17 protein-coding genes are annotated in these 22,050 nt (G+C 37.6%); 7 read left to right on the top strand and 10 right to left on the bottom strand.

The features are described 5' to 3' along the window. Positions 1–28: 28 nt before the first annotated feature. From bshB1 to ACQ33O_RS12720, 3 genes are all read right to left on the bottom strand, one after another. The gene (gene bshB1 / locus ACQ33O_RS12730) at positions 29–757 is read right to left on the bottom strand and encodes a bacillithiol biosynthesis deacetylase BshB1 (protein ID WP_430995971.1); all 729 of its coding nucleotides are present in this window, start codon (positions 755–757) and stop codon (positions 29–31) included. Positions 758–769: 12 nt separating this feature from the next. Continuing rightward, positions 770–3,343: a cytochrome c biogenesis protein CcsA gene (gene ccsA / locus ACQ33O_RS12725; protein ID WP_430995970.1), complete on the bottom strand. Its 2,574-nt coding sequence runs from the start codon at positions 3,341–3,343 to the stop codon at positions 770–772. A 105-nt stretch (positions 3,344–3,448) separates the two neighbouring features. Further along, positions 3,449–3,853, bottom strand: a complete 405-nt coding sequence (locus tag ACQ33O_RS12720) for a cytochrome c maturation protein CcmE (protein WP_430995969.1) — start codon at positions 3,851–3,853, stop codon at positions 3,449–3,451. 104 nt (positions 3,854–3,957) lie between these two features. Between ACQ33O_RS12720 and ACQ33O_RS12715 the strand changes: the two genes are divergently transcribed. From ACQ33O_RS12715 to ACQ33O_RS12700, 4 genes are all read left to right on the top strand, one after another. After that, a complete protein-coding gene (locus ACQ33O_RS12715; protein WP_430995968.1) occupies positions 3,958–5,001 on the top strand; it encodes an arginase family protein in 1,044 nt (347 codons plus the stop codon). Then, positions 5,001–5,528 carry a hypothetical protein gene (locus ACQ33O_RS12710; protein ID WP_430995967.1) on the top strand — a complete coding sequence of 176 codons (528 nt, stop codon included), beginning with the start codon at positions 5,001–5,003 and terminating at the stop codon, positions 5,526–5,528. The genes ACQ33O_RS12715 and ACQ33O_RS12710 overlap by 1 nt, the downstream gene beginning before the upstream one ends. Positions 5,529–5,538: 10 nt before the next feature. After that, a complete protein-coding gene (locus tag ACQ33O_RS12705; RefSeq protein ID WP_430995966.1) occupies positions 5,539–6,837 on the top strand; it encodes a radical SAM protein in 1,299 nt (432 codons plus the stop codon). Positions 6,838–6,971: 134 nt separating this feature from the next. Then, entirely contained in the window at positions 6,972–8,033 is a 1,062-nt protein-coding gene (locus ACQ33O_RS12700) for a hypothetical protein (RefSeq protein WP_430995965.1), read from the top strand. A gap of 6 nt (positions 8,034–8,039) precedes the next feature. On the opposite strand, the gene ACQ33O_RS12695 is transcribed toward ACQ33O_RS12700, so the two are convergent. Together ACQ33O_RS12695 and ACQ33O_RS12690 are read right to left on the bottom strand one after the other, a co-directional pair. Next, the gene (locus ACQ33O_RS12695; RefSeq protein WP_430995964.1) at positions 8,040–9,602 is read right to left on the bottom strand and encodes an acyl-CoA mutase large subunit family protein; all 1,563 of its coding nucleotides are present in this window, start codon (positions 9,600–9,602) and stop codon (positions 8,040–8,042) included. Between the two features lie 37 nt (positions 9,603–9,639). Continuing rightward, positions 9,640–10,161, bottom strand: a complete 522-nt coding sequence (locus tag ACQ33O_RS12690; RefSeq protein WP_430995963.1) for a hypothetical protein — start codon at positions 10,159–10,161, stop codon at positions 9,640–9,642. 178 nt (positions 10,162–10,339) lie between these two features. Here ACQ33O_RS12690 and ACQ33O_RS12685 point away from each other — a divergent pair, with 178 nt between their 5' ends. Then, entirely contained in the window at positions 10,340–10,684 is a 345-nt protein-coding gene (locus tag ACQ33O_RS12685) for a HesB/IscA family protein (RefSeq protein ID WP_430995962.1), read from the top strand. A gap of 139 nt (positions 10,685–10,823) precedes the next feature. Here ACQ33O_RS12685 and secDF read toward each other — a convergent pair whose 3' ends face one another. Then, positions 10,824–13,802: a protein translocase subunit SecDF gene (gene secDF, locus ACQ33O_RS12680; protein WP_430995961.1), complete on the bottom strand. Its 2,979-nt coding sequence runs from the start codon at positions 13,800–13,802 to the stop codon at positions 10,824–10,826. A gap of 224 nt (positions 13,803–14,026) precedes the next feature. On the opposite strand from secDF, the gene ACQ33O_RS12675 reads away from it, so the two are divergent. Both ACQ33O_RS12675 and ACQ33O_RS12670 read left to right on the top strand, forming a co-directional pair. Beyond that, positions 14,027–18,112, top strand: a complete 4,086-nt coding sequence (locus ACQ33O_RS12675) for a gliding motility-associated C-terminal domain-containing protein (RefSeq protein ID WP_430995960.1) — start codon at positions 14,027–14,029, stop codon at positions 18,110–18,112. Positions 18,113–18,204: 92 nt separating this feature from the next. Then, the gene (locus ACQ33O_RS12670) at positions 18,205–19,407 is read left to right on the top strand and encodes a pyridoxal phosphate-dependent aminotransferase (RefSeq protein ID WP_430995959.1); all 1,203 of its coding nucleotides are present in this window, start codon (positions 18,205–18,207) and stop codon (positions 19,405–19,407) included. Between the two features lie 49 nt (positions 19,408–19,456). Here the strand turns inward: ACQ33O_RS12670 and coaE are convergent, their stop codons facing one another. The 4 genes from coaE to nusB form a co-directional block, all read right to left on the bottom strand. Further along, complete coding sequence (gene coaE / locus ACQ33O_RS12665) at positions 19,457–20,053, bottom strand: dephospho-CoA kinase (RefSeq protein WP_430995958.1); 597 nt, start codon at positions 20,051–20,053, stop codon at positions 19,457–19,459. Between the two features lie 119 nt (positions 20,054–20,172). Next, positions 20,173–20,484: a preprotein translocase subunit YajC gene (gene yajC / locus ACQ33O_RS12660; RefSeq protein WP_430995957.1), complete on the bottom strand. Its 312-nt coding sequence runs from the start codon at positions 20,482–20,484 to the stop codon at positions 20,173–20,175. Between the two features lie 125 nt (positions 20,485–20,609). Next, positions 20,610–21,044, bottom strand: coding sequence for a DUF1573 domain-containing protein (locus ACQ33O_RS12655; protein ID WP_430995956.1), 435 nt, complete (start codon positions 21,042–21,044; stop codon positions 20,610–20,612). Positions 21,045–21,049: 5 nt separating this feature from the next. Continuing rightward, positions 21,050–21,982, bottom strand: a complete 933-nt coding sequence (gene nusB, locus ACQ33O_RS12650) for a transcription antitermination factor NusB (RefSeq protein WP_430995955.1) — start codon at positions 21,980–21,982, stop codon at positions 21,050–21,052. Positions 21,983–22,050: the final 68 nt, after the last annotated feature.

Genomic DNA, 22,050 nt, shown 5'->3' with positions numbered 1-22,050 from the left:
TTAGATGTTAAAAGTAATGCACTACTTATCAAGTGTCTTGTCGGATTAACACATCAAAACTATTGATTCCCAGCATTTTTTTGCTGATATAGCCCTCCGCATATTTTACGCCGATCATTTTTCCGAACATTTTGGCCCTGTAAATAACACTATCTAAAAAATCCGGAGTGGATATATAGGTTTGTGGTTCGTTCAATGCCGGGTTATAAAATTGACTTCCATAGGCTTTGATCGATTCCAATTTTTGTTCGAATGCCTCCGTTACATCAACAACAAAATCAGGTTGCAGGTATCTGTCCTGAATGAAATTAAAGACATATTTTGGTCGCCATGCCTCCTGAGCAACATTATTATCAAATGTTTCTATTTTTCTTAATCCGGACAGAAAAGCAGCATCGTTTACAAGTTCTGCACTTCGGCCATGATCAGGATGTCTGTCTTCAGGTGCATTGCACAAAATGATTTCCGGACGATATTTTCTGATAGCGGCAATTACTTTAAGCTGGTGTGCTTTATCGTTAGCGAAAAAGCCATCTGCCAGTTGAAGATTTTCTCTGATATCAACACCCAGTATTTTGGCAGCAGCGGCAGCTTCCTGTTTTCTTATTTCGGCAGTACCCCTTGTGCCTAATTCCCCTTGAGTAAGATCTACAATGCCGGTTTTTTTACCGTTCTTTTTTTCGGTAATAAGTGTCCCGGCACAGGAAAGTTCTGCGTCATCGGGATGTACGGCAAAAGCAAGTATATCAAGTTTCATGAACGATAGATTTTAATTAGCCAATAAGAACATATAAAATAATGCAATTGAAATAACGGTTAGGGCTATACTCCCTGCCAAAGAAGAAAGATTTGCTCTACGGATGGTACTCATCACTAATCCGATCGCCATAACGATTAATCCTATCCACACTAAATTGATGTAAGGGAAGATATAGGCTTTGATCGATACAAAATCAATCATGTTTTCAGATTCTTTTACGCCGATCTTTATTTTTCTATCGTCGGTAACACCTGCAAATCTTACAAAAATATTTTGTGCATAAATGGTATCGTCTACCTGCTTTATACTCGGATTATTAGGGTTTGTTTCATCTATCAGCAGCATTGGTGTTGAACGGTATTTTGTACTGTCTTTTGCTACGATCGTAATATCTGCAAGTACACTGGGTCCGGAAGGTTCGATCTTGAATTTATTTGTTTCAGGATTTTTAACAACATCATTCAAAATCATATACCCCTTTGAATAAAAAATGGTATCGCCGATCCTTTTTTCACTGATGTTGAATTTAGCAGTGTCTTGATTTTTTTCGGGATTCAATGCATAAGAAATATAAGTGAACACATCATGTGTTAAATAATTTTTTGTATCGGGATTACTGCTCATGTTGTTATCCTTCATCAGATAAACATCAGGAGTCAGTAAAAATGATTCAGTAATTTTTTTTGTGGCACTGTCTTTTCTTACAAAAGATAAATTGTAAAATCTTCTATTGCTTTCGTGACCAATACTATCATGCAGATAGGTAACTTCGTAAGGCCCCATTTTAGAAGGAACCTGTCTTACAAGGTTCATGTTCTCCATGGCATTGTCTTGCTGTTTTGTCAACGGATCGATCCCCATTGGAATGACAAAGTTTTTAAACCTGTCTTCACTGATGATCTTTTTATTGCCCGATGATATCAGCATACCCGCTATCATTAATGTAAAGCCGATATGTGCAACAGAACCACCTGCACTCTTGAATTTTCCTTTCAATCCACTTATGATGTATCCGCCGTTTGCAACAACAGCATAAATTGTTGCAAACAAAGCAAAATAAACAGCACCTAAAAAGCCCGGCCCTTGCTTGTAGTAAGTAATAGGGTATACTACAGACAATAAAATTGTTATTCCTGCAGCTATTAATGTAGGCAATGCAAGTTTCTTAATAACATATTCTGTTGTAGAGTTTTTGTATTTGAAGTATTGTGTAATTGCACTTAGTATGCCTATGATGATGGCGACCATTACCATTACTTTGTTGTAAGCAAATTCGGGATCTTCGGGTAAAGCAAGCGGTCCACCATTGATCTTTATGATCAGATCTTTTAAGCCCCATATCTTGTTATACACAGGTAAAGATGTTAACCCAATGATGAAAATAGCAGAAAGAAAAAATACCAATGAACCAATGAACATCCAAAACTCCCTTGAGCTTGTTTTTTCCTCGGTATGCAGTGCCGGTATTTTTTTATAATTGATAAAAAACAAGGCAAGCGAACCCAAAGTGAAAAACCATAAAAAGGTTTTTATTAAATTGTTCATGGCATTACCTGCTTCCGTAAATGCATGTACAGATGTGTCGCCTAATATTCCGGTACGGGTTAAAAAAGTAGAGTAAAGGATAAATACGAATGTGAGTATGGCAAACAGATAACTTGCTCTAAGTGAATGTCCCGTTGCTTTGTAGATGACCATTGTGTGCAGGCCTGCAACAAGTATCAGCCATGGAACCAAAGATGCATTTTCTACCGGATCCCATGCCCAGTAACCGCCGAATGATAATGATTCGTAGGCCCATTTTCCACCCATCATAATGCCAACGCCTAAAACTGCGGCGCTGAACAACGCATATGGAAGTGCCGGTTTTACCCAATCACCAAAACGTTTTGTTTGAATACCTGCATATGCATAAGCAAAAGGAATAATGGTAGATGCAAAGCCAAGGAATAATATTGGCGGATGTATTACCATCCAATAATTACGGAGTAATACATTTAATCCCATTTTCTTTTCGGCATGTATATTCGCAAGACTTATCAGATAATCTTTCTGTCCAAACAATGGACCGGGAATTTCATCCCTCGTAAGTACAAACGGGCTGTTGCCGATCTTCGTTCCTAGGATATAAACTCCCATGATCATCATGGCAAGAAAAACCTGTGCAATACTCACTACTGTCATTACAGGTGCTTCCCATTCTTTTGTTTTTCTGATAAGTATGATGCCGAGTATGCAATGCCAGATAGACCATAGTAAGAAACTGCCGCTTTGGTCTTCCCAGATACAAGCCAGCAGATATTTAAATTCAAGTTCTTTGGAAGTATGCTTATAAGCATACAAATATTCGAGGTAATGATTGGAGCATATTTGAAAGATACATCCGAAAACAATTAATAAAGAAACAACCTGAATGTAAAAGCCTGTCCTTGCAAAATTGATCCATGATTTTTTTTCAAGAATATCATTTTTTCTAGAAGCAATGAAATACCCAACAGTGCTGAGTAGTGAAGTAATGAAGGCAAGCAGTACAAAAAAATGTCCGATCTTTCCAATCCACAAATGTTCGCCGTCAAATTGCATAGAGTTTGTTTAATAAGTTTTATACGTTTAATAGGTTCAATAAGTTGAAGCTTTACCTGGTTAATAACGTTTTAAACCTTTTAACGTTTTAAACCTTTTAAACTATTAGTTCTGGTTTACTGTTTTCTCTAATTGCTTCTTATCGTCTTTGTATTTGCTCGGGCACTTTAAAAGTATCTCACTGCATTCAAAAACCTCTCCCTGCATTTTCCCTTTCAACACAATTCTTTCACTGTGTTCAAATTCAGCAGGCTTAGTATTGTGGTAAACAACTCTTGTGCTTCCTCCTAAACTATCGGTGGCGGTAAAAGCAAAATAATTAGGATTTTTGGCAGGGTCGTAATCCTGAGGAGCAGTTTTGTCTAATTTGGCGATCAGGTGAACGAATTTACCTTGCTTTTCTTTGGCGGAAGCAATGGTATCGTAAGTAGAGAAATCTACCGAAGTCATTATCAATGCCCCAATTGCAATGGCAATAGCTACCAACAGCACAATATGTGTACGTTTCATAACGTTTTATTTTTCGACGCAAAGTTACTCCAAAACTGTGTTAACAAGAGAATTGTTGAACCTTTTTTCACATTTAGTATATTTGCTTTCCTTTTATAGTAATAATGACAGATCTATCCACTTTTGACCCCAATGCAGTAAGCAGTCCCAATAATAATATTTTTGGATTACCCTTTACAAAAGAAGACGCCAAGTTGATTATTTTACCCGTTCCCTGGGAGGTTACGGTAAGCCGGCACGAGGGTACAGCGAGGGCTCCCGAGCATATTTTCAGAAGCAGCCTTTTGGTGGAATTGTTCGATACCACATTTAAAGATCAATGGCGTAAGGGTTATCACATGCTTGAACCTGACAGAAAGATCTTGCTTAAAAGCGATTATCTGCGTAAAGAGGCAGAGCTCTACATCAATTATATTACAGATGGCGGGGTGTTGACAGAAAATAAATTCATGTGTAAAACCATCAGAGAGATCAACGAAGGTAGCCTGATGCTCAACAACTGGGTACACGACAATACAAAAAGCTTGTTTGCTTCTGACAAGCTGGTTGGTTTACTGGGTGGAGACTTAAGTACATCGATCGGTTATTATAAAGCACTGGCAAGTGCGCAAGGGGAATTTGGCATTTTACAGATAGATGCACATTGCTCTTTAAGAAAAGCATATGAAGGATTTTGTTATTCTCATGCTTCGGCAATGTATAATGCTTTGGAAGAGATACCGAGTATTAAAAAATTAGTGCAGGTTGGTATCAGAGATTTTTGCGAAGCAGAGTGGGATTATATTTCAGATTCTAATGGTAGGATCAAAACCTTTCTTGATGTATCTATTAAAAACAAATTGGCTGAAGGGGAGAACTGGAAAAATATAGCAGATGAGATCGTAGATCAATTACCCGATAAAGTTGTATTGAGCTATGATATAGATGGATTGGATCCAAAGCTTTGTCCGAATACAAGTACACCGGTTTATGGTGGCTTTGAGGCGGCACAGGTATTTTATTTATTCAATCGTGTTTTACAAAGCGGCCGGAAGATAATCGGTTTCAATTTGAATGAGATCGGTATCAGCAGAGATGAGTGGGATGAAAAAGTAGGAGCAAGGGTGCTCTTTGATCTTTGTAATTTGTTGATGGCAAGTAATAGTTAATGTATTCTTTCCCCTTAAAAAATAATAAGATAGACCTCGATATAATTTTTATCAGGGTATTGTTTGCAGCAGCTGCAACTGCTGCTTTTTTGCAAACATATAATTACGGTGTACTGGCAATTGCCGCAGGATTATTATTTGCAGCTATTTCAATTTTTGTAAAAAAGATCAAACAGTCATTCAATATACATAGACATGTATTTTTGATAATAGGTATTGTGATGCTTTGCTTGGCAACACAAACATTTTATTTTGCATTCATTCTTATATTGTATTTTCTTCTTGAAAAAATATTTGGAAAAAATACAGTGATACTGGTCAATGAATCTGGTGTAGTACTGGAGAAATCGATGACAAAGAAAAATTATGCCTGGGTTGCAATTGAGCATATTGTTTTAAAAGATGAATTGCTTACCATCAGTTTGACCGATAATCATTTTATTCAAACAGAAATAAATGCAGAAGCTGCGGTTGATGAACAAAAGTTTAATCAATATTGTGCTCAGCATTTAGTGAACAAAAGTTAACTTGCATTATATGTCAATAACACAATCGCCATACATTCTATATTCCGACGGAGAAGGAAATATTTTTGAAGATACATCACTGTATGTAACCGGTCGTAGCGGATGGGATGCAGTGCCTGTTGCTGTAGAGGATTGGATCGAACTGCCATTCGGTGGTAATTTGTATGAATTGCCCGGTAGAAGAGGTATTGGTATTGATGTTGAAACAGGGGAAATGCGTTTATGTGAAAAAGGATGGGCCGTTGCGGCGTTCATTCCGCCTGCACATACCGGGCTATACATTGCAGCTTATGAAACAAAAGAAGATGCTCCAACCTTACCATTGTTTTGTTACACTGCAGCTGGTTGGTTAGATGATAAATTTTATGTGCCTGCTGTAAGAATCGAACAAGATATTCGTCAGGAATGTGAAGGATATGATGATGAAAAAATTGAAGAAGGTGCTGCTAATTTGTTAGAAGCGTATCCGCATAACCGTTTGGTAAAACATTTGATGGAAAATTGCTGCATGACATACACTTGTCCGGCTGCAAGGAATTTTGCCTTGGGCAGATGGGAGTGTCCTGTTCCGGCGTCTCCTGCCTGCAATGCAAACTGTATCGGTTGTATCAGTTTTCAACCACAGGATGAAACCATTGTGAGCACACAAGATAGACTAACGTTTAAGCCTACCTCAGAAGAGATCGTTGAATTTACGGTACCGCATTTGGAAACGGCACCTTATCCGTTGGTGAGCTTTGGACAAGGTTGTGAAGGTGAGCCCTTGCTGATGTGGGAAACCATAAGAGATAGTATCATTGAGATAAGAAAGCATACTTCTAAAGGAAGTATCAATATCAATACCAACGGCAGTAAGCCCGATGCGGTAAAAGCTTTGTGTGAAGCAGGGTTGAACAGTATGAGGGTTAGTTTGAATTCTGCAAGAGAACATATCTACAATCCATATTACCGTCCGAATAATTATGTTTTTTCAGATCTGCTTGAAAGTTTGAAAATAGTACGTAGCTATGGAGGCTGGACAAGTATCAATTATTTTGTTTTTCCCGGTATGACGGATAGTGTTGAAGAGTATGAAGCATTGAGAAAACTGATCAGAGAAACAGACCTCTGTATGATCCAATGGCGTAATTTTAATATTGATCCCGATTGGTATCTTGGTAAGATCGGGGTTACCGATACCGGCGAGTGCATGGGTGTAAAACAATTTATGGAACTGATACATGAAGAGTTCCCGAATGTTAAGTTTGGCTATTTCAATCCATCAATGGAACGCATCAAAGGAGATTTTGATGTTGATTTTGCTCACTAGAATTTTCAGGTTGTCGCAATTGTTACATCAAATAAAATCATTATATTTGATATACCACAACTATGCCCCCCACCAGGATACTCCTTATCGAAAAAAACAACCAGCTTATAAGGCTTACCTGTTTATTTTGGATCATGGCAAAGCTGATCTGTTGGAAATTATGGCTAGCAGATAGATTATTCCCTTTGGTTCCTCCATTTGATTTTCTTCGCCTTCCGGCTTTCATACATACCGATCTTTTCGGGGCTTCTATTGTTGCTTTACTGTTATTGCTTCGATATCCACGAAATAGATTTTTTCAAATAGCATTGATCACAATAGAAGTGGCTTCCTGCTTGCTGGATCAGAATCGCTGGCAGCCATGGGAATACCAATATATTTTTACACTGTTGATCTTTATGTTCAACAAAAAGAATGAAAAGGATATAAAGCCCGTGTTCATCTTTTTACTGGCAAGCATTTATTTTTATAGCGGACTAGGAAAAATAAATCCTGCATTTCTTCAATCGATCTGGTATACTCTGCTCTTATCAAAACAATTTGGTGTTAGTTATGATCTGGGGCACAATCCATTTATTTATAACGCCGGTTATTTATTGGGGTTGATAGAAATTGTTTTGGGTCTGGGACTTTTATCAAAGCGTACCCGAAAACATTCGGCAATTTTATTAATTGTGATGCATTTGATCATCCTCGTCATATTTGGTCCATTCGGATTAAATTACGATCATGTGATATGGCCGTGGAATGTGGCGATGATCGCTTATTTTATTTTTCTATTATCGGATGATATTAAAGAAAAATTATCGTTTAAAATTCTGGAATTGAACCGGAATCCTTTGATCGTGGTTTTGTTTGGTATCATGCCATTTTTTAGTTTGTTTGGCGGGTGGGATTATTTTTTGTCTTCCAGTTTATTCAGTAGCCGACCAACAGATCTTTATATCTGTTTGCCGATAAATAAAGATGTTCCTCTAAACAGATATTCCGATGAAGGTAAATCACCTTGCGACAGTAATTCAAGCATGATCAATGTCAGGCAATGGGCATTTGATGAAATGATGGTGCCAGCTTATCCTCAGCGGAGAGTGTATCTTAAAATTAAAAAACAGGTAGAGGATCGTTATCATGATCTGGGAGCTACTTTTTATATCTACACTTATCGAAACGGGAAAAAAGTAAAAGAAGTGTTGTAGATATGCTTATCCCTTGTATTCTCCAAAAACTTTTCTTAATTTATCAGAAATTTCACCAAGCGTACAATAGTTTTCAATTGCCTCAATTACAACCGGCATCAAATTTTTATTGTTGATGGCTGCTTCGTGTATTTGCTGTAAACATTTAGCAGCTTTTGATTGATCACGTTTGGCTTTAAGCGCTTTAAGTTTATTGCTCTGTGTGGTTCGGATACTATCATCTATCTTAAAACCGGGTACAGCATCTTCATTCGTTACCTTAAATTTATTAACGCCTACAATAATTTTTTCTTGGCTTTCTATTTGTCGTTGATATTCATAGGCACTTTTAGCAATTTCATTTTGAATAAAGCCTTGTTCAATGGCTGCAACACTGCCACCCATTGCATCTATCTTTTCAATTAATTTCAAAGCTTCTTTTTCAACTTCATCGGTAAGCGATTCAATAAAGTAGCTGCCTGCAAGTGGATCAACAGTATCCGGAATGCCGCTCTCGAATGCTACAATTTGTTGTGTACGCAACGCAATTCTTGCAGCTTCTTCTGTTGGCAGACTTAATGCTTCATCGTATCCGTTGGTATGTAAACTTTGTGTGCCACCCAATACAGCCGCCAATGTTTGAATGGTTACTCTTGAAATATTATTTAAAGGTTGTTGCGCCGTAAGCGTTGCACCACCTGTTTGTGCATGAAAACGAAGCATCATAGCTTTTGGGTCTGTGGCACCAAGTTCTTTCATGATACCTGCCCACATTCTTCTGGCAGCTCTGAACTTGGCTACTTCTTCAAAAAGATTGTTATGAGCATTAAAGAAGAATGAAAGTCGTTTGCCAAATACATTAATGTCCATTCCTTTTTCCAACGCAGATTTAACATATGCCTTTCCGTTAGCTAAAGTAAAAGCAATTTCCTGTACCGCAGTACTGCCTGCTTCTCTGATATGATAACCCGAAATAGAAATGGTATTCCATTTTGGTAATTCTTTTGCACACCATTCAAATACATCTGTAATGATACGCATAGAAGGTTTTGGCGGATAGATGTAAGTGCCTCTGGCAGCGTATTCTTTCAGAATGTCATTTTGTATGGTGCCGGTTATTTTGGTGAGATCGGCTCCTTGTTTTTTTGCCAATGCAACATATAATGCAAGCAAAATAAAACCTGTTGCATTGATGGTCATGGACGTTGAAACCTCTTCTAACTTAATTCCGGAAAAGAGAATTTCCATATCTTCTAAAGAATCAATAGCAACACCTACTTTACCTACTTCACCATCAGCAAGATCATGATCACTATCGTAACCGATCTGTGTGGGAAGATCAAAAGCCACACTCAATCCGCTAACACCCTGTGATAATAAATAATGATAACGTTTATTGCTTTCTTCGGCAGTACTGAATCCGGCATATTGCCGCATGGTCCAGAGCTTCCCTCTGTACATATCCGGTTGAATACCTCTGGTGAATGGGAACTCCCCGGGTTTTTCGTTCTTGACAGTTATATCAGAAGCTGTATACAACTTCTTTATTTCAATTTCCGAGTCGGTCAATATTTTTTTTTCATCACTCATGTCGTACAGTTGTATGTTGTCCGTAGTCGGTCGTCAATTATAATAATTTTTTTACCTCAAATTGTATAGCGTCTAAAACAATGCCGCTTAGCTCAGCGTTATTATTACTTGTATATTCCAGAATCAATTTGCTCAATTCAACAGCAGGTGCTTGTGGCGGTATAGCAGTGGCTAATTGGTTGATGATGTATATATTCTGTTCCTTTAAATTAGTAACTGCTTTCCAAACTTCGGGGTTAACATAGATCTGTTGAGTGATATTATGTTCATACTCCTGCCGAATGGTTTCTGTAAGACCAGCCTTAAGTTCTTCAACAGTATATCCCGTTGAATGTGTTCTAGATACCAGATTCTTTAAAGTGATCCTATCTGCCAGTAATGAAAGTCTTTCATACGCTTGTAAACGAAGCATACCATTGTCTGCTACAGTAGGTTGCTTAGCTTTTAATTCTCTTCGTATTGCTTTTAACTCTAACATTAAAAAAAAGATAAAACCAAAGATCACCACAACTGCAATGCCCATACCTTCATTAAAACCAACTTCAAATAGAAACGTCATATAGTCTTTTTTACAAAAATAAGGTTATTAATGGTTTGGTAATTGTGACGTTTTTTAAGCGCAGATCAATTTGTCTAAAGGGTTTAGATGTTTAGGGAGTAAATTTTCCCTGTTTCGCAAAGGCGGTAATTATTTGAAGTTTAAAAAGTTGGTAACTTTGTAATGTAAATTTAAATGTATGGAAACAACAGTAGCAACACCCGTAAGTTTTACAGCAAGCGCTGTAGCAGAGATCAAGCGTTTAATGACCGAAGAAGGTTTTGATAAGAATAACCTGTTACGGGTAGGAGTAAAGGGTGGTGGTTGCAGCGGTATGACCTATGTTTTAGGTTTTGACGCAAGAACCGAAAAAGATGAAACTTTTGAAATAGAAGGTATTCCTTGTATCATGGAAAAATCGCATGGTATTTATTTAATGGGGATGGAAGTAGATTGGCAAGGTGGCTTGAATTCAAGAGGCTTTACTTTTAATAATCCCAACGCAAGTAAAACTTGTGGTTGCGGAACTTCTTTTGCAGTGTAACATTTGAGTAATAAAAGTTCACAAGCCGCTTTAAGGGAGACTTTGAAGCGGTTTTTTATACCCTAAAACTTCGAAAGTTTGTATTAAACAAAAAGCCCGTTAGAAAACTAACGGGCTTTTTAAAATATTTAATTATGCCTTATGCTTTTGCAGTAGCAGTTTTATCAGAACTGATAATTTCTGCTTCGCCTAAAGGTTTATCTTTTGCAAAATCAACCAATATTGGTGCTGCCACAAATATTGAAGAGTAAGTACCGGTAACAACACCGATCAACATTGCAAATGCAAAACCTCTTGTTACTTCTCCACCAAAGATGAATAAGATCAATAAGGTTAAGAATACAGTCAATGAGGTCATGATGGTACGGCTTAATGTATCGTTGATGGCTCTGTTAATGATATTTCCTTTATCGCTTGCTTTAGATCCTTTGCTGTATTCACGAACACGATCAAATACAATTACCGTATCGTTCATACTAAACCCGATAACAGTTAATACCGCAGCAATAAAGTGCTGATCAATCTCTAGTGGGAAAGGAACAATGTCTTTTAAGAAAGAGAATACTGCTAACGTAACTAAAACGTCATGCAATAAAGCTACAATTGTACCAACTGAATATCTCCAGTCACGGAAGCGAATAAAGATATACAAGAAGATAATTAAGATAGAAAAAATAGTTGCTTTGATCGCACCTTTCTTCAAATCTTCAGAGATCGTAGGTTGTACTGTTTGAGAGCTTTGAATATTGTTTTGAGCAAATTGTTCATAGCTAACACCCGGTAAAACTTTTTTCAATCCTTCGTAAAGTTTTGTCTGTACTAGTGAATCTGCAGCGCCATCACTTTTCATGAATGAGGTGGTGATGTTAAGGTGTTTACTATCTCCAACAGTTTTTATAACCGGGAATTCGCCACCGAATGCATTTTTAAGGTCATCTCTTACATCATCATTTTTTACAGCTTGTGCAAACTTAACAGTATAGCTTCTTCCGCCTTTAAACTCAACGCCTTCATGGAATCCGTAGAAATAAGAAGCAATACCCAATACCAGCACCACAACAGAAATACCGTAAGCGATCTTTCTATATTTAATGAAATTAACAGCTGTATGCGTAAACACTTTTTTAGAAATTCCGGTAAAGTAGTTAAAGTGACGTTGTTTGTTTGTCCAAAAATCAGTGATCAATCTTGATACTAAAATTCCGCAGAACAAAGACAGGGTAATACCTAACATTTGAGTAGTTGCAAAACCAAGTACAGGGCCTAAACCAAATACAAATAAAATTGCAGCAGTTAAAAAGCTGGTAACGTGGGCATCAATAACAGGAGCCAATGAACGTCTGTAACCGTCATTCACGGCTTGCTGGTAGTTTTTGCCTTTTGTCAGTTCTTCTTTTATTCTTTCAAAAATAATTACGTTCGTATCTACCGCCATACCAATGGTCAGTACCAAACCTGCAATACCTGCAGATGTAAGTGTAAAGCCCATTGCAGTTAAAACACCCACTGTAAAGAGAACGTTCAATACCAATGCAATGTTTGCAACCCAACCGCCTGTGTTGTAGTAAATAAGCATCAAAGCAAATATTACTGCAAACGCTATGATGAAAGATTTTGCACCTCCTGTTACAGCTTCTTTACCAAGTGTAGGACCTACAACTTGTTCTGCAACAATCTTAGCAGGTGCATCCAATTTACCTGCTTTTAAAATATTAGCAAGATCCTGAGCTTCTTCAACAGTAAAGTTTCCCGATATTTCACTATTACCACCCTCGATAGGACCGTTTACATTAGGAGCTGAGTAAACAATATTATCCAATGCAATTGCAATTGGTCTGTTCACATTATCGTTTGTCATACGAGCCCAGGTTTTAGAACCTATGTTCGTCATTTGCATTTTAATAGATGGTCTGCCGCTTTCATCAAAACCCTGACTTGCTTCTTCAACACCATCACCTTCTAATTTAGCTTTATCTGTTCCCGGAACAGTTCTGATAGCATAGAATGGATAAAAACGTTCTCCTGTTTTCTCAATTTTTTCTTCTACTCCGTAGAAAAATCTGCAATCGGCAGGCAGACTGCTTTTTACAATTGGTAAGTTGATATAGGTATTAAACGTTCCTGTATCTTTTAATGCAATTCTTCCCAATTGTGCTGAGTAAATTGGTTTACCTGTTTTGTCTTGTGAAGGCGGGATAAGATTCAGGATCTTTACAAACGCATTTTTATTTGCATTGATCTTTTGAGAATCTACTGCAGTTTTTTGACCTGCGGTATCAACTGAAACACCGCTTAGATATTCTGTAACTGCTTTATCAGCATTTTCTAATGGGCCATTTGTTTTTCCTAATTCATCCAGATTATAAACTTCCCAGAATTGCAAGTTTGCTGACGATTGTAAATATTTACGTACTCTTTCTTTGTCGGTAACACCGGCAAGTTCTACGTTGATGATGCCTTTGTTCTCATCTAAGTTGATATTAGGTTGAGCAACCCCAAACTTATCAATACGTTTTAATAATATCTTGTAAGTTTGATTGATAGCACCTTTTGCAATTGTACGGATCTCTGAAGTTACTTTATCATCGTTATCAGTAGTTTTTATTGAACCACCCGACTTTGCAAAAAGCGACGACAAGGTTGATGTTGGATTTTGTTGTTTGAAAATTCTCGTGAAAAGAGAAATGTAATCCAGCTCAGTATTGTTCACTTTTTCTGCATTAGCAGTTTGTATTGCCTTTAAAAGAGCAGGGTCGCCGGGATTGTTGCTCAAAGATTTTAATAAACCTTCTAAACTAACGTCCATGGTTACACTCATACCACCCTGAAGATCCAAACCAAGGTTTAATTCATTTTCTTTACATTTTTGATAAGTTGAACCTACAATAGGGTAGATCTTTTTATCTCTTGTACTGTCAAGAATGTGTTGCATTCTTCCTTTTACAAGCAACTCTTTTTCTTCGCCGGTAGCATTAGGAAATTGTTGTTTTACAATTTTCTCTGCTTGTGCTTTTACTTTGCCTTCGTAGCTGCGTACTACCCATGTATAAGATAATTCCCATATAGAGATCAATGTCAACGCAATCGCAAAAAACCAAACTAGACCTTTCAGTTTCATAATCAGTGTCTTTTAGAACTATTTTGTTAAATTTTAGAAGTTTGCAAAGATAGGGGAAAAACTCTATGAACAAGCTAAATGGGCATTATGGCCCAAATAGGTCTTTTTTTGGTTTGGGCAATCATCGTTATCTTTACAACCGAAAGGTTAAAAAGCTGTATTTGAGAGGCTTACACTAGCTTCTAACCTTTGGATCTATCAACCCCTATAAAATTTCTGATTAGATGCTCAAAGTGGTCATCATACTCAAGTCTTTTATTCTCCTTATTTGTTTATCGGCAGGGTTGTCTCAAGATGTTTTTGCACAGCAAGTTGCCCCGGGACTTTCGAGTAGGCCCGTCAATTTTACTACTTTCCCCGATAAGGCGTTGAATGAAAATAAAACCGGAAAAAAAGGCTTCGCAGAGGTAAAATCAAAAAGAACTGTTGATAGTCGGTATTTTATTTCAGAAAAAGACCCATCCCTTTTTAGTATTGAAAAAGCCACAGGTGCCATTCATTATAAAAAAAATGATCAATGGCAGGTGATCGATCATTCGCTTACAAAAAAAAGTGGAGATATGTATGAGGCAACGGAACAGGAAGAACCGGTTGGTTTCGATATCAAGAAAAAAAGGGCTTATATAAAAACAGTAGCAGGAATTGTCTATTTTAATTCCTGGCAATTGATTGGAAAAAACGACCAGAAAGAAACTGTTTTGGCAAGTGCAAACTGGTCAAATTTTACAGCAGGCGAAGATGGCATTCGAATTAAAGATATTTTTCCGGGTATTGATGCTGAGATGAGGGTTTTCAGAGGGTCGATCAAAACTGATTTTATCATTTCCAACAATCAATTTCCAGGTTTTGAAAGTTATGTTTTCAGAGATCTTTTTGAAACAACCACTGCTGATGCAATATTGCAATCGGCAGAAAATAATAATGCTACTGCTGATTTTCATATCGGTCAAAAACGAGTATTGCATATCGGAAATAATTTTGCTTTTGCAGAATCAGATCCTGAACATTCGTTTAAAAATATAACCTACTCAATCAACGGTCAATGGCTTTCTTTTTCAATTGATGCTGCTTATTTAGATCTGCATTTGAAAACAGGCAGGGTTATCATCGATCCATTGGTGTCTGCCGTTACAAGTACCGCTGTGGCCGGTATTCAAGGCTCAATGAATAATGGAAGTGCAAGTAATACCTGTACTTATCCGATCTCGGTAGAACTTCCTGCTGCTGCTACTTTTACGGATGTATTGTTTAAGTATGCTGTTTATTCAAGGCTCCCGGCTTTAAATAAAAATATCTTTTTCACCATAAAAAGTGGTGTGTGTGAATCGGCGTCATGGACTTGTAACGTTAGTAATCCCAATAACAATTGTTCGAGCCATGGCACGGTTACAACTTTTGGTAATTTTGTTTCAATCACTAATAGAATGTTGCCTTGTTTGCCACAACCTTCTTGTGCGGTACAATATGCCAACTATGAATTAAAACTTTGGAACACCTATACCGGAGCAGCTTCGTTTTGCGATACAACTTATGTAGGTTCTTACGAACCGTTTGTTTTATCGATTGAAGGAAGAACGGTAGAAGTGGGTTCTATTAACGCATCTTCAACTTCTGTGTGCTCAGGAGCTGCTGTGGTACTTTCTGCCGGCGGAATTTATGGCGTTGCGCCTTATACCTATTCATGGGATAATAATGGTGGTAGCGGAAATTCTGTGATCGTTACTCCTACCACTACCACTACATATACTGTTACCGTAAGAGATAAGTGTAATAATACCGCAAGAAGAAGTATTGCAGTTAACATCATTCCCGGCAATACACCATCACCGTTGATCACAACTAATAGTCCGATCTGCGAAAATTCTACACTTCAGTTATCTGCATCGTTAATTGCCGGCGCTACTTATTCATGGACAGGGCCAAACGGATTTACAAGTACGTCGAGAACTCCTGTTATAAATAATGCCACAACTGCTATGGCAGGAATGTATAGTGTAACCAGTAAAATAGGGAATTGCTCATCGGCTCCATCGCTTAGCAATGTAGTGATCAACCCTATACCGAATATTGCTGATATAGGGTTTAATTTCCCTGTTTGCACAGATAGCTCACTTAAATTAACGGCTACCACTATTAGCGGTGCTACCTATTCATGGACGGGGCCGAATGGTTTTACCAGCGCACAACAAAATCCAATTATTAATAATATTAATAGTTCTCATGCAGGGGTGTATTTTGTGTCCGCCACAGCTAAAAATTGTTCTTCTGTTCCGAGAGGGACTACTGTAATGGTGTTTAATGCTATTCCCACACCGGTATTGGGTTATAACGGTCCTGTATGTGAGGGACAAACAATCAATTTGTCTGCTACGACTGTTCCGGGAGCGTCCTACGAATGGTCGGGCCCTAATGGTTACACAAATTACGATGATCAAAATCCGGTCATTCAAACACCTACGTTGGCCAATGCAGGAGTTTATACATTGATCGAATCGAACACTTGTAGATCTGCTCCCGCAACCATCAATGTTGTTGTTAATCCATCTCCATCTATTACTTCAGTAACAAGTAATAGTCCGGTTTGTAAAGGAGATGTCATCAATTTCGGAACAAATAATATTACCGGAGCAAGTTTTGCATGGACAGGGACTACCGGATTTACAAGCAATCAGCAAAATGCGTCTATTCCTAACAGTGATGTTATTCATTCGGGAGTATATACGGTTACAGCCACTGCAAACAATTGCCCTTCTTTACCAAAAACAGTAACTGTAGTTGTGAATGAAATACCTGTTATTGCATCTGTTAATAATAATGGTCCGGTTTGCGAAGGAACAGCGATCAATCTAACCACACCAAATATTCCCGGAGCAACATTTAAATGGACGGGCCCGAATGGCTTTACAAGCAATGTTCAAAATCCTGTTATCAATGATGCAACAATTGCAAATGAAGGACAATATATAGTTGTAGCCACAGTAGGTACCTGTGTTTCAGCCCCTGGTTCAACAACGGTGCTGATAAAACCTGCTCCGGTTGTGGGTGCCGCTACGGGGAATAGTCCGCTATGTGGCAATGGAGCCTTATCTATATCAGTGCCTGATATTGCAGGAGCAAGTTTTAGCTGGACTGGTCCGAACGGATTTACAGCAAACTCGAGGAACGTATTTATACAAAATGTAAGTAAGCAGATAGAAGGTGTTTATACTGTAACCGCAACCGGTGGTAATAGTTGTATTTCGAAGCCTGTTAATTATACTGTAGCGGTAGGCGTTTTACCTTTGGTAGATTTTACTTCATCATCTACTTGCTTGCCAAATACAAGTGTCCAGTTTACCAATACATCATCCATTAGTGAAGGAACTATCAATTTGTATGAATGGAATTTTGGTGATGCTGCAAGTGGTAGCAGTAATACATCCGCTGCTATTTCACCACTACACATATTTTCTACAGCCGCAACTTACAATATAGCGCTTACTGCTGCATCCGATAAAGGTTGCGTTGCAACAAAAACAGTTGCTTATAATAAATTTTTAAGAAGCCCGATCGCTGATTTTTCTATCAGTGATAATACGGTTTGTGTGAATGATAATGTGGTGTTGATGAATAGGAGTAATGCAGTTGATGGGAGCTTGGATGAAATGAGCTGGACTTTTGGCGATGGAACAGATTTGGAACAAACCAATATCTTAGATCCGATTCAACTTACCTATAATAAACAGGGTAGTTATAATGTCAAACTATCGGTAACGAATACCGGAGGATGTAAAGATGATACGGTTCAAACAATTTCGGTAAGTCCATTGCCTGCCATCAATGCAGGGCCGGATAAATATTTATTTGAAGGTGAATCGAGACAATTATTGATCACAGGAGAAAGTAGTGATTTAAGCTACGAATGGTCGCCATCAATTTATTTGAATAGCACTACCGTTGCGGAACCCACGGCTGTAAATATTTTGAAAGATATTCAATATGTTCTTAAAGCAACTTCAAGAGGTGGTTGCAGTGCAACGGATACAGTATTTATAAAAGTTTTAAAGCCCATCATCATACCCAATGTATTTAGCCCTAATAATGATGGCGTGAATGATAAATGGGTAATAGAGAATCTTAATACTTATCCTAAAGCAACCGTTGAAATTTTTAATAGATACGGGCAGATGTTGTACAAAAGCGTTGGCAATTACGTGCCATGGGACGGTACCCTAAACGGTAAGCCGCTTCCTGTGGGGGTTTATTTTTACATTATTGGTACCGGAGGTTTAACTGAAGCATATTCCGGTAGTATAACCATCCTCAGGTAAAGGCATTCACAAACCTATATTTTTCCATTAATTATTAGCAATTCTTAAGTACCTTTGCACTCCGAAATTCATCCATTTTAAAACAAAACAACGTGTCTAACAATCATTTATTAGCCGACAGAATCAATGCACTGGAAGAAAGTGCGACTCTTGCCATGAGTAAAAAAAGCCGTGAGATAGCTGCTCAGGGGCACAATGTAATTAACCTTAGTGTAGGAGAGCCGGACTTTAAAACGCCTCCTCATATTTGCGATGCAGCCAAGAAGGCAATTGATGATGGCTTTCATGCATATACGCCGGTATCAGGTATTCCTGAATTGCGTTCAGCCATTGCTGAAAAATTGAATAGAGAGAACGGCCTTAACTGGAAGGCAGAAAATATAGTAGTATCTACAGGAGCTAAGCATTCATTAGCGAATATTATTGAAGTGCTTGTGAAGAAAGATGAAGAAGTGATCATCCTCGGACCATACTGGGTTAGCTATGCTGAAATGGTAAAACTGGCTGAAGGTAAAAGTGTGATCCTTGATGGTAGCTTTGAAAATGATTTCAAAGTAACCCCTGAACAAATTGAAGCAGCAATTACACCAAAAACAAAGATCATTATGTATGCTTCACCAAATAACCCAACAGGTTCGGTGTACAGCGAAAAAGAATTAAGAGCTATTGCGGCTATCGTTGCAAAGCATCCGAATATTTTTGTATTGGCAGATGAAATTTATGAATACATCAATTTCACTCCGGAAGGGCATTTCAGCATCGGTAGTATTCCTGAAATACATGACAGAGTAATTACTGTAAATGGATTCAGTAAAGGTTTTGCAATGACAGGTTGGAGAGTTGGTTTTATCGCCGCTGCAAAATGGATTGCTGATGCAGTAGATAAATTACAGGGACAAGTAACCAGCGGTACCAACAGTATTGCTCAAAAAGCTGCTGCAGTTGCCTTCACGAATATGGATGCGCCAAAAATGATGTTGGAGGCTTACAAACGTAGAAGAGATCTTGTGATCGCTAAATTGAAAGAAGTTCCCGGCTTTAAAGTACGTGTACCGGATGGAGCATTTTATGCGTTTCCTGATGTAAGTTCTTACTTTGGTAAAACAGATGGTAAAGTAACTATTAAGAATGCAGATGAATTGTGTTTGTGGTTGCTTGAAACCGCACATATTGCATTGGTTACAGGTAATGCATTTGGAGCGCCAAATTGTATCCGTATCAGCACGGCTGCTGCCGATGAAAAATTAGTTGAGGCAATTGAAAGGATGAAAAAAGCTTTAGCTACATTGAACTAATCAAATAGTAAAATTTATATAGGCCGCAACATTAGTGTGTTGCGGTTTTTTATTTGGTAGAAATTGCTAATTGAGAAAGCTCTTGATGTAATTTTAAGACCTGTGGTATCAATAGTTCCTGTTCGTTATTATTGATAACGTAATCGCATAAACGCATTTTTATTTCTTCGTCTATCTGCTTGTTCATTCTTGCTTTTACTTCATCGGCAGAGATGTTGTCTCTTTGCATGACACGTTGAATACGTAATGGAGTAGGGGTGTAAATACCAATCACTTTATCTAAATGAACCTGGGAGCCACTTTCGAATATAATGGCTGCTTCTTTTAATGCATAAGGAGTTTTTTGCTGCTGCATCCATTTTTCTGCATCTGCAATGGTTACAGGATGCACTAATGAATTTAATAGTGTTAGCTTTTCGGGGTCATTGAAAACAATGGAAGCAAGATGTTTTCTGTTCAGTTGGCCATTGCTATAACTTTCATTGCCGAATTTATCTTTTATCTGTTGCTTAAGGACTTCGTCTTTATTCATCAGTCGCTTGCCTGCATCATCTGCATAATATACAGGTACACCAAGGGTTTCAAATATTTTGGCTACGGTACTCTTACCGCTGCCAATACCACCTGTGAGGCCCACTCTTAGCATTGTAATACTTTTATGATGTACGATTTGGGATGTATGATTTCTTTTAATTTGTAATCTCTTCAATTAATAGTAGAGTGCCTATATTCAGTAAAATCGTACATCCCAAATCGTAAAAAAATCTATTTCGTTTCAGTTACTTTATTCACTGCGGCCGACCATTCTAAACTAATAGTGCTTTTTTCAATTTTGATATAGCTGCCGGGACTTACTTCTAATTGTAAAGTGCCATCTTCATTGATCTTATTGATAGTGCCATGTATACCTGCAATGGTAACCACTTTATCTCCTTTCTTCAAATCGTTAATAAAGGTTTTTTGCTGCTTTGCTTTTTTAGCTTGTGGACGGATCATGAATAACCAAAATACAAGAATCATCAATCCCATAAAGATCAAAGAAAAACTACTGCTGCTTTTCCCTTGTGGATCAGCCATCAAAAAAATGTTTAAAAGTTGCATGTTTATTTATTGTTTAATTGTTATTTTAATTGGTTTAGAGGTTAAGAAGAATTAGGGTTTTAAAATGTTAGCGTTTTTGAGTTGTTCAACTTTCTTATTTCTTATTCTTTCTTTCCTGCCACTTCTCCGGTCAATATCAATGTAGGAAAATCCGGTTTGGTATTAGCTGTTACATCAATAGTTTTTTCATTATGTCCTGCCGAGCTGGGTGTGAATACAGCTTTAATAAATCCAATTTCACCCGGAAGAATAGGTTTCTCAGGCTTTTCGGGAACTGTACATCCGCAACTAGCTGAAGTTTTTTCGATCACCAGTGCCTTTGTTCCCGTGTTTTTAAATCTGAAACTAAAAGAAACTTTTTCACCCTCGGTGATTGTTCCGAAATCAAAAACGCTATCAATTAGCTGCACTGTTGTTGTGTCTTTTGAGGCCTTTTCTATTGCAGTAGCTTGTTCATCTGAGATCTTATCCTTTCTTCTGATATTACACGAAAAAATTGCCGTAAGTAATAATAGAAAAACAATTCCTTTTTTCATTCTCATTACAATTTGCTGTTCTTAAAAGTTTTCTTATCAATTTTGCCTGCGGCAGATAGTTCTTTATGTATATTGTCTAAAATGCCGTTGATAAATTGTCCGCTTTGTGGCGTACTGTAATCTTTTGCCAGGTCAATATATTCGTTGATGGTAACTTTTGTAGGAATGGTTTCGAAAAACAGAAATTCGCAAATACCCATTTGAATAATGATCAGATCCAATGTAGCGATCCTCTCTGCATCCCAGTTCTTCAATTTTGGTTTTAGTAATTCCATGCTCACCGGCTTCTTATCAATAGTAGTAAGCAATAATGATTTACCAAAGTCCATTTTTTCTGTACTTACAAACTCATCAAAATTATATGACTGTGGTTTTTGCAGAAAATTCAACATCAGTACATTCATCATTTCTGCATCATCATCCCAATTGATAAATTGTTCTTCTACGTTATGAATGAAATCTTCATTCGGTAACATGAGGTTAGTGAAGATAAATTGCAGGATATCTTTCTCGCTTTTTTTATCTCTTGCAGGAATGCTTATGTATTCTTTATATTCTTCGGAAGCGGTTAAAGCCTGATAAGTTTTTTTCAACAATTCGCCGTCTATACTCTGCTCCGGTTTAAAGTAGTTTACTGCAGTTTTGTAGCTGGGAGTTTCTAAAATTTTCCAGAGTAATTCATTACCGGCAATTTTAGTATTGATGTTGAGGTCTTTTTCTGAAGGCAAGTGTTTAGATGCCTTTTTAAGAGCATCTGCCTCAGCATAACGAGCCACTTCAGTTAAAAAATAAGTAAGATAAATGAACAGTTGTCTGCTTTGTTCTATTTGTTTGTTTAAAAGCTTAATTGCATCGCCGCTTTGTATATCATTGCTGATACTATCCAATGTATACAGGCTTTGCATCACTTTTACCCTGATATTTCTTCTGCTGATCATCTGTTAAGAACTTGATTAAGGGTGCAAAGCTAAGTAAATTGTGCTTATTGCTATGTTTCTATATGCGG

This window comes from Ferruginibacter sp. SUN002, from assembly GCF_050611725.1.
Classification (GTDB): domain Bacteria; phylum Bacteroidota; class Bacteroidia; order Chitinophagales; family Chitinophagaceae; genus Ferruginibacter.
This window is presented reverse-complemented; position numbering and strand designations above follow the sequence as displayed.

Coding starts and splice junctions, on each gene's coding strand:
- ACQ33O_RS12710 (WP_430995967.1), top strand. CDS start 5,001: ATGTATTCTTTCCCCTTAAAAAATAATAAGATAGACCTCGATATAATT.
- nusB (WP_430995955.1), bottom strand. CDS start 21,982: ATGATCAGCAGAAGAAATATCAGGGTAAAAGTGATGCAAAGCCTGTAT.
- ccsA (WP_430995970.1), bottom strand. CDS start 3,343: ATGCAATTTGACGGCGAACATTTGTGGATTGGAAAGATCGGACATTTT.
- ACQ33O_RS12695 (WP_430995964.1), bottom strand. CDS start 9,602: ATGAGTGATGAAAAAAAAATATTGACCGACTCGGAAATTGAAATAAAG.
- coaE (WP_430995958.1), bottom strand. CDS start 20,053: ATGCTAAGAGTGGGCCTCACAGGTGGTATTGGCAGCGGTAAGAGTACC.
- ACQ33O_RS12720 (WP_430995969.1), bottom strand. CDS start 3,853: ATGAAACGTACACATATTGTGCTGTTGGTAGCTATTGCCATTGCAATT.
- ACQ33O_RS12705 (WP_430995966.1), top strand. CDS start 5,539: ATGTCAATAACACAATCGCCATACATTCTATATTCCGACGGAGAAGGA.
- ACQ33O_RS12675 (WP_430995960.1), top strand. CDS start 14,027: ATGCTCAAAGTGGTCATCATACTCAAGTCTTTTATTCTCCTTATTTGT.
- ACQ33O_RS12655 (WP_430995956.1), bottom strand. CDS start 21,044: ATGAAAAAAGGAATTGTTTTTCTATTATTACTTACGGCAATTTTTTCG.
- ACQ33O_RS12715 (WP_430995968.1), top strand. CDS start 3,958: ATGACAGATCTATCCACTTTTGACCCCAATGCAGTAAGCAGTCCCAAT.
- yajC (WP_430995957.1), bottom strand. CDS start 20,484: ATGGCTGATCCACAAGGGAAAAGCAGCAGTAGTTTTTCTTTGATCTTT.
- ACQ33O_RS12690 (WP_430995963.1), bottom strand. CDS start 10,161: ATGACGTTTCTATTTGAAGTTGGTTTTAATGAAGGTATGGGCATTGCA.
- bshB1 (WP_430995971.1), bottom strand. CDS start 757: ATGAAACTTGATATACTTGCTTTTGCCGTACATCCCGATGACGCAGAA.
- secDF (WP_430995961.1), bottom strand. CDS start 13,802: ATGAAACTGAAAGGTCTAGTTTGGTTTTTTGCGATTGCGTTGACATTG.
- ACQ33O_RS12685 (WP_430995962.1), top strand. CDS start 10,340: ATGGAAACAACAGTAGCAACACCCGTAAGTTTTACAGCAAGCGCTGTA.
- ACQ33O_RS12700 (WP_430995965.1), top strand. CDS start 6,972: ATGGCAAAGCTGATCTGTTGGAAATTATGGCTAGCAGATAGATTATTC.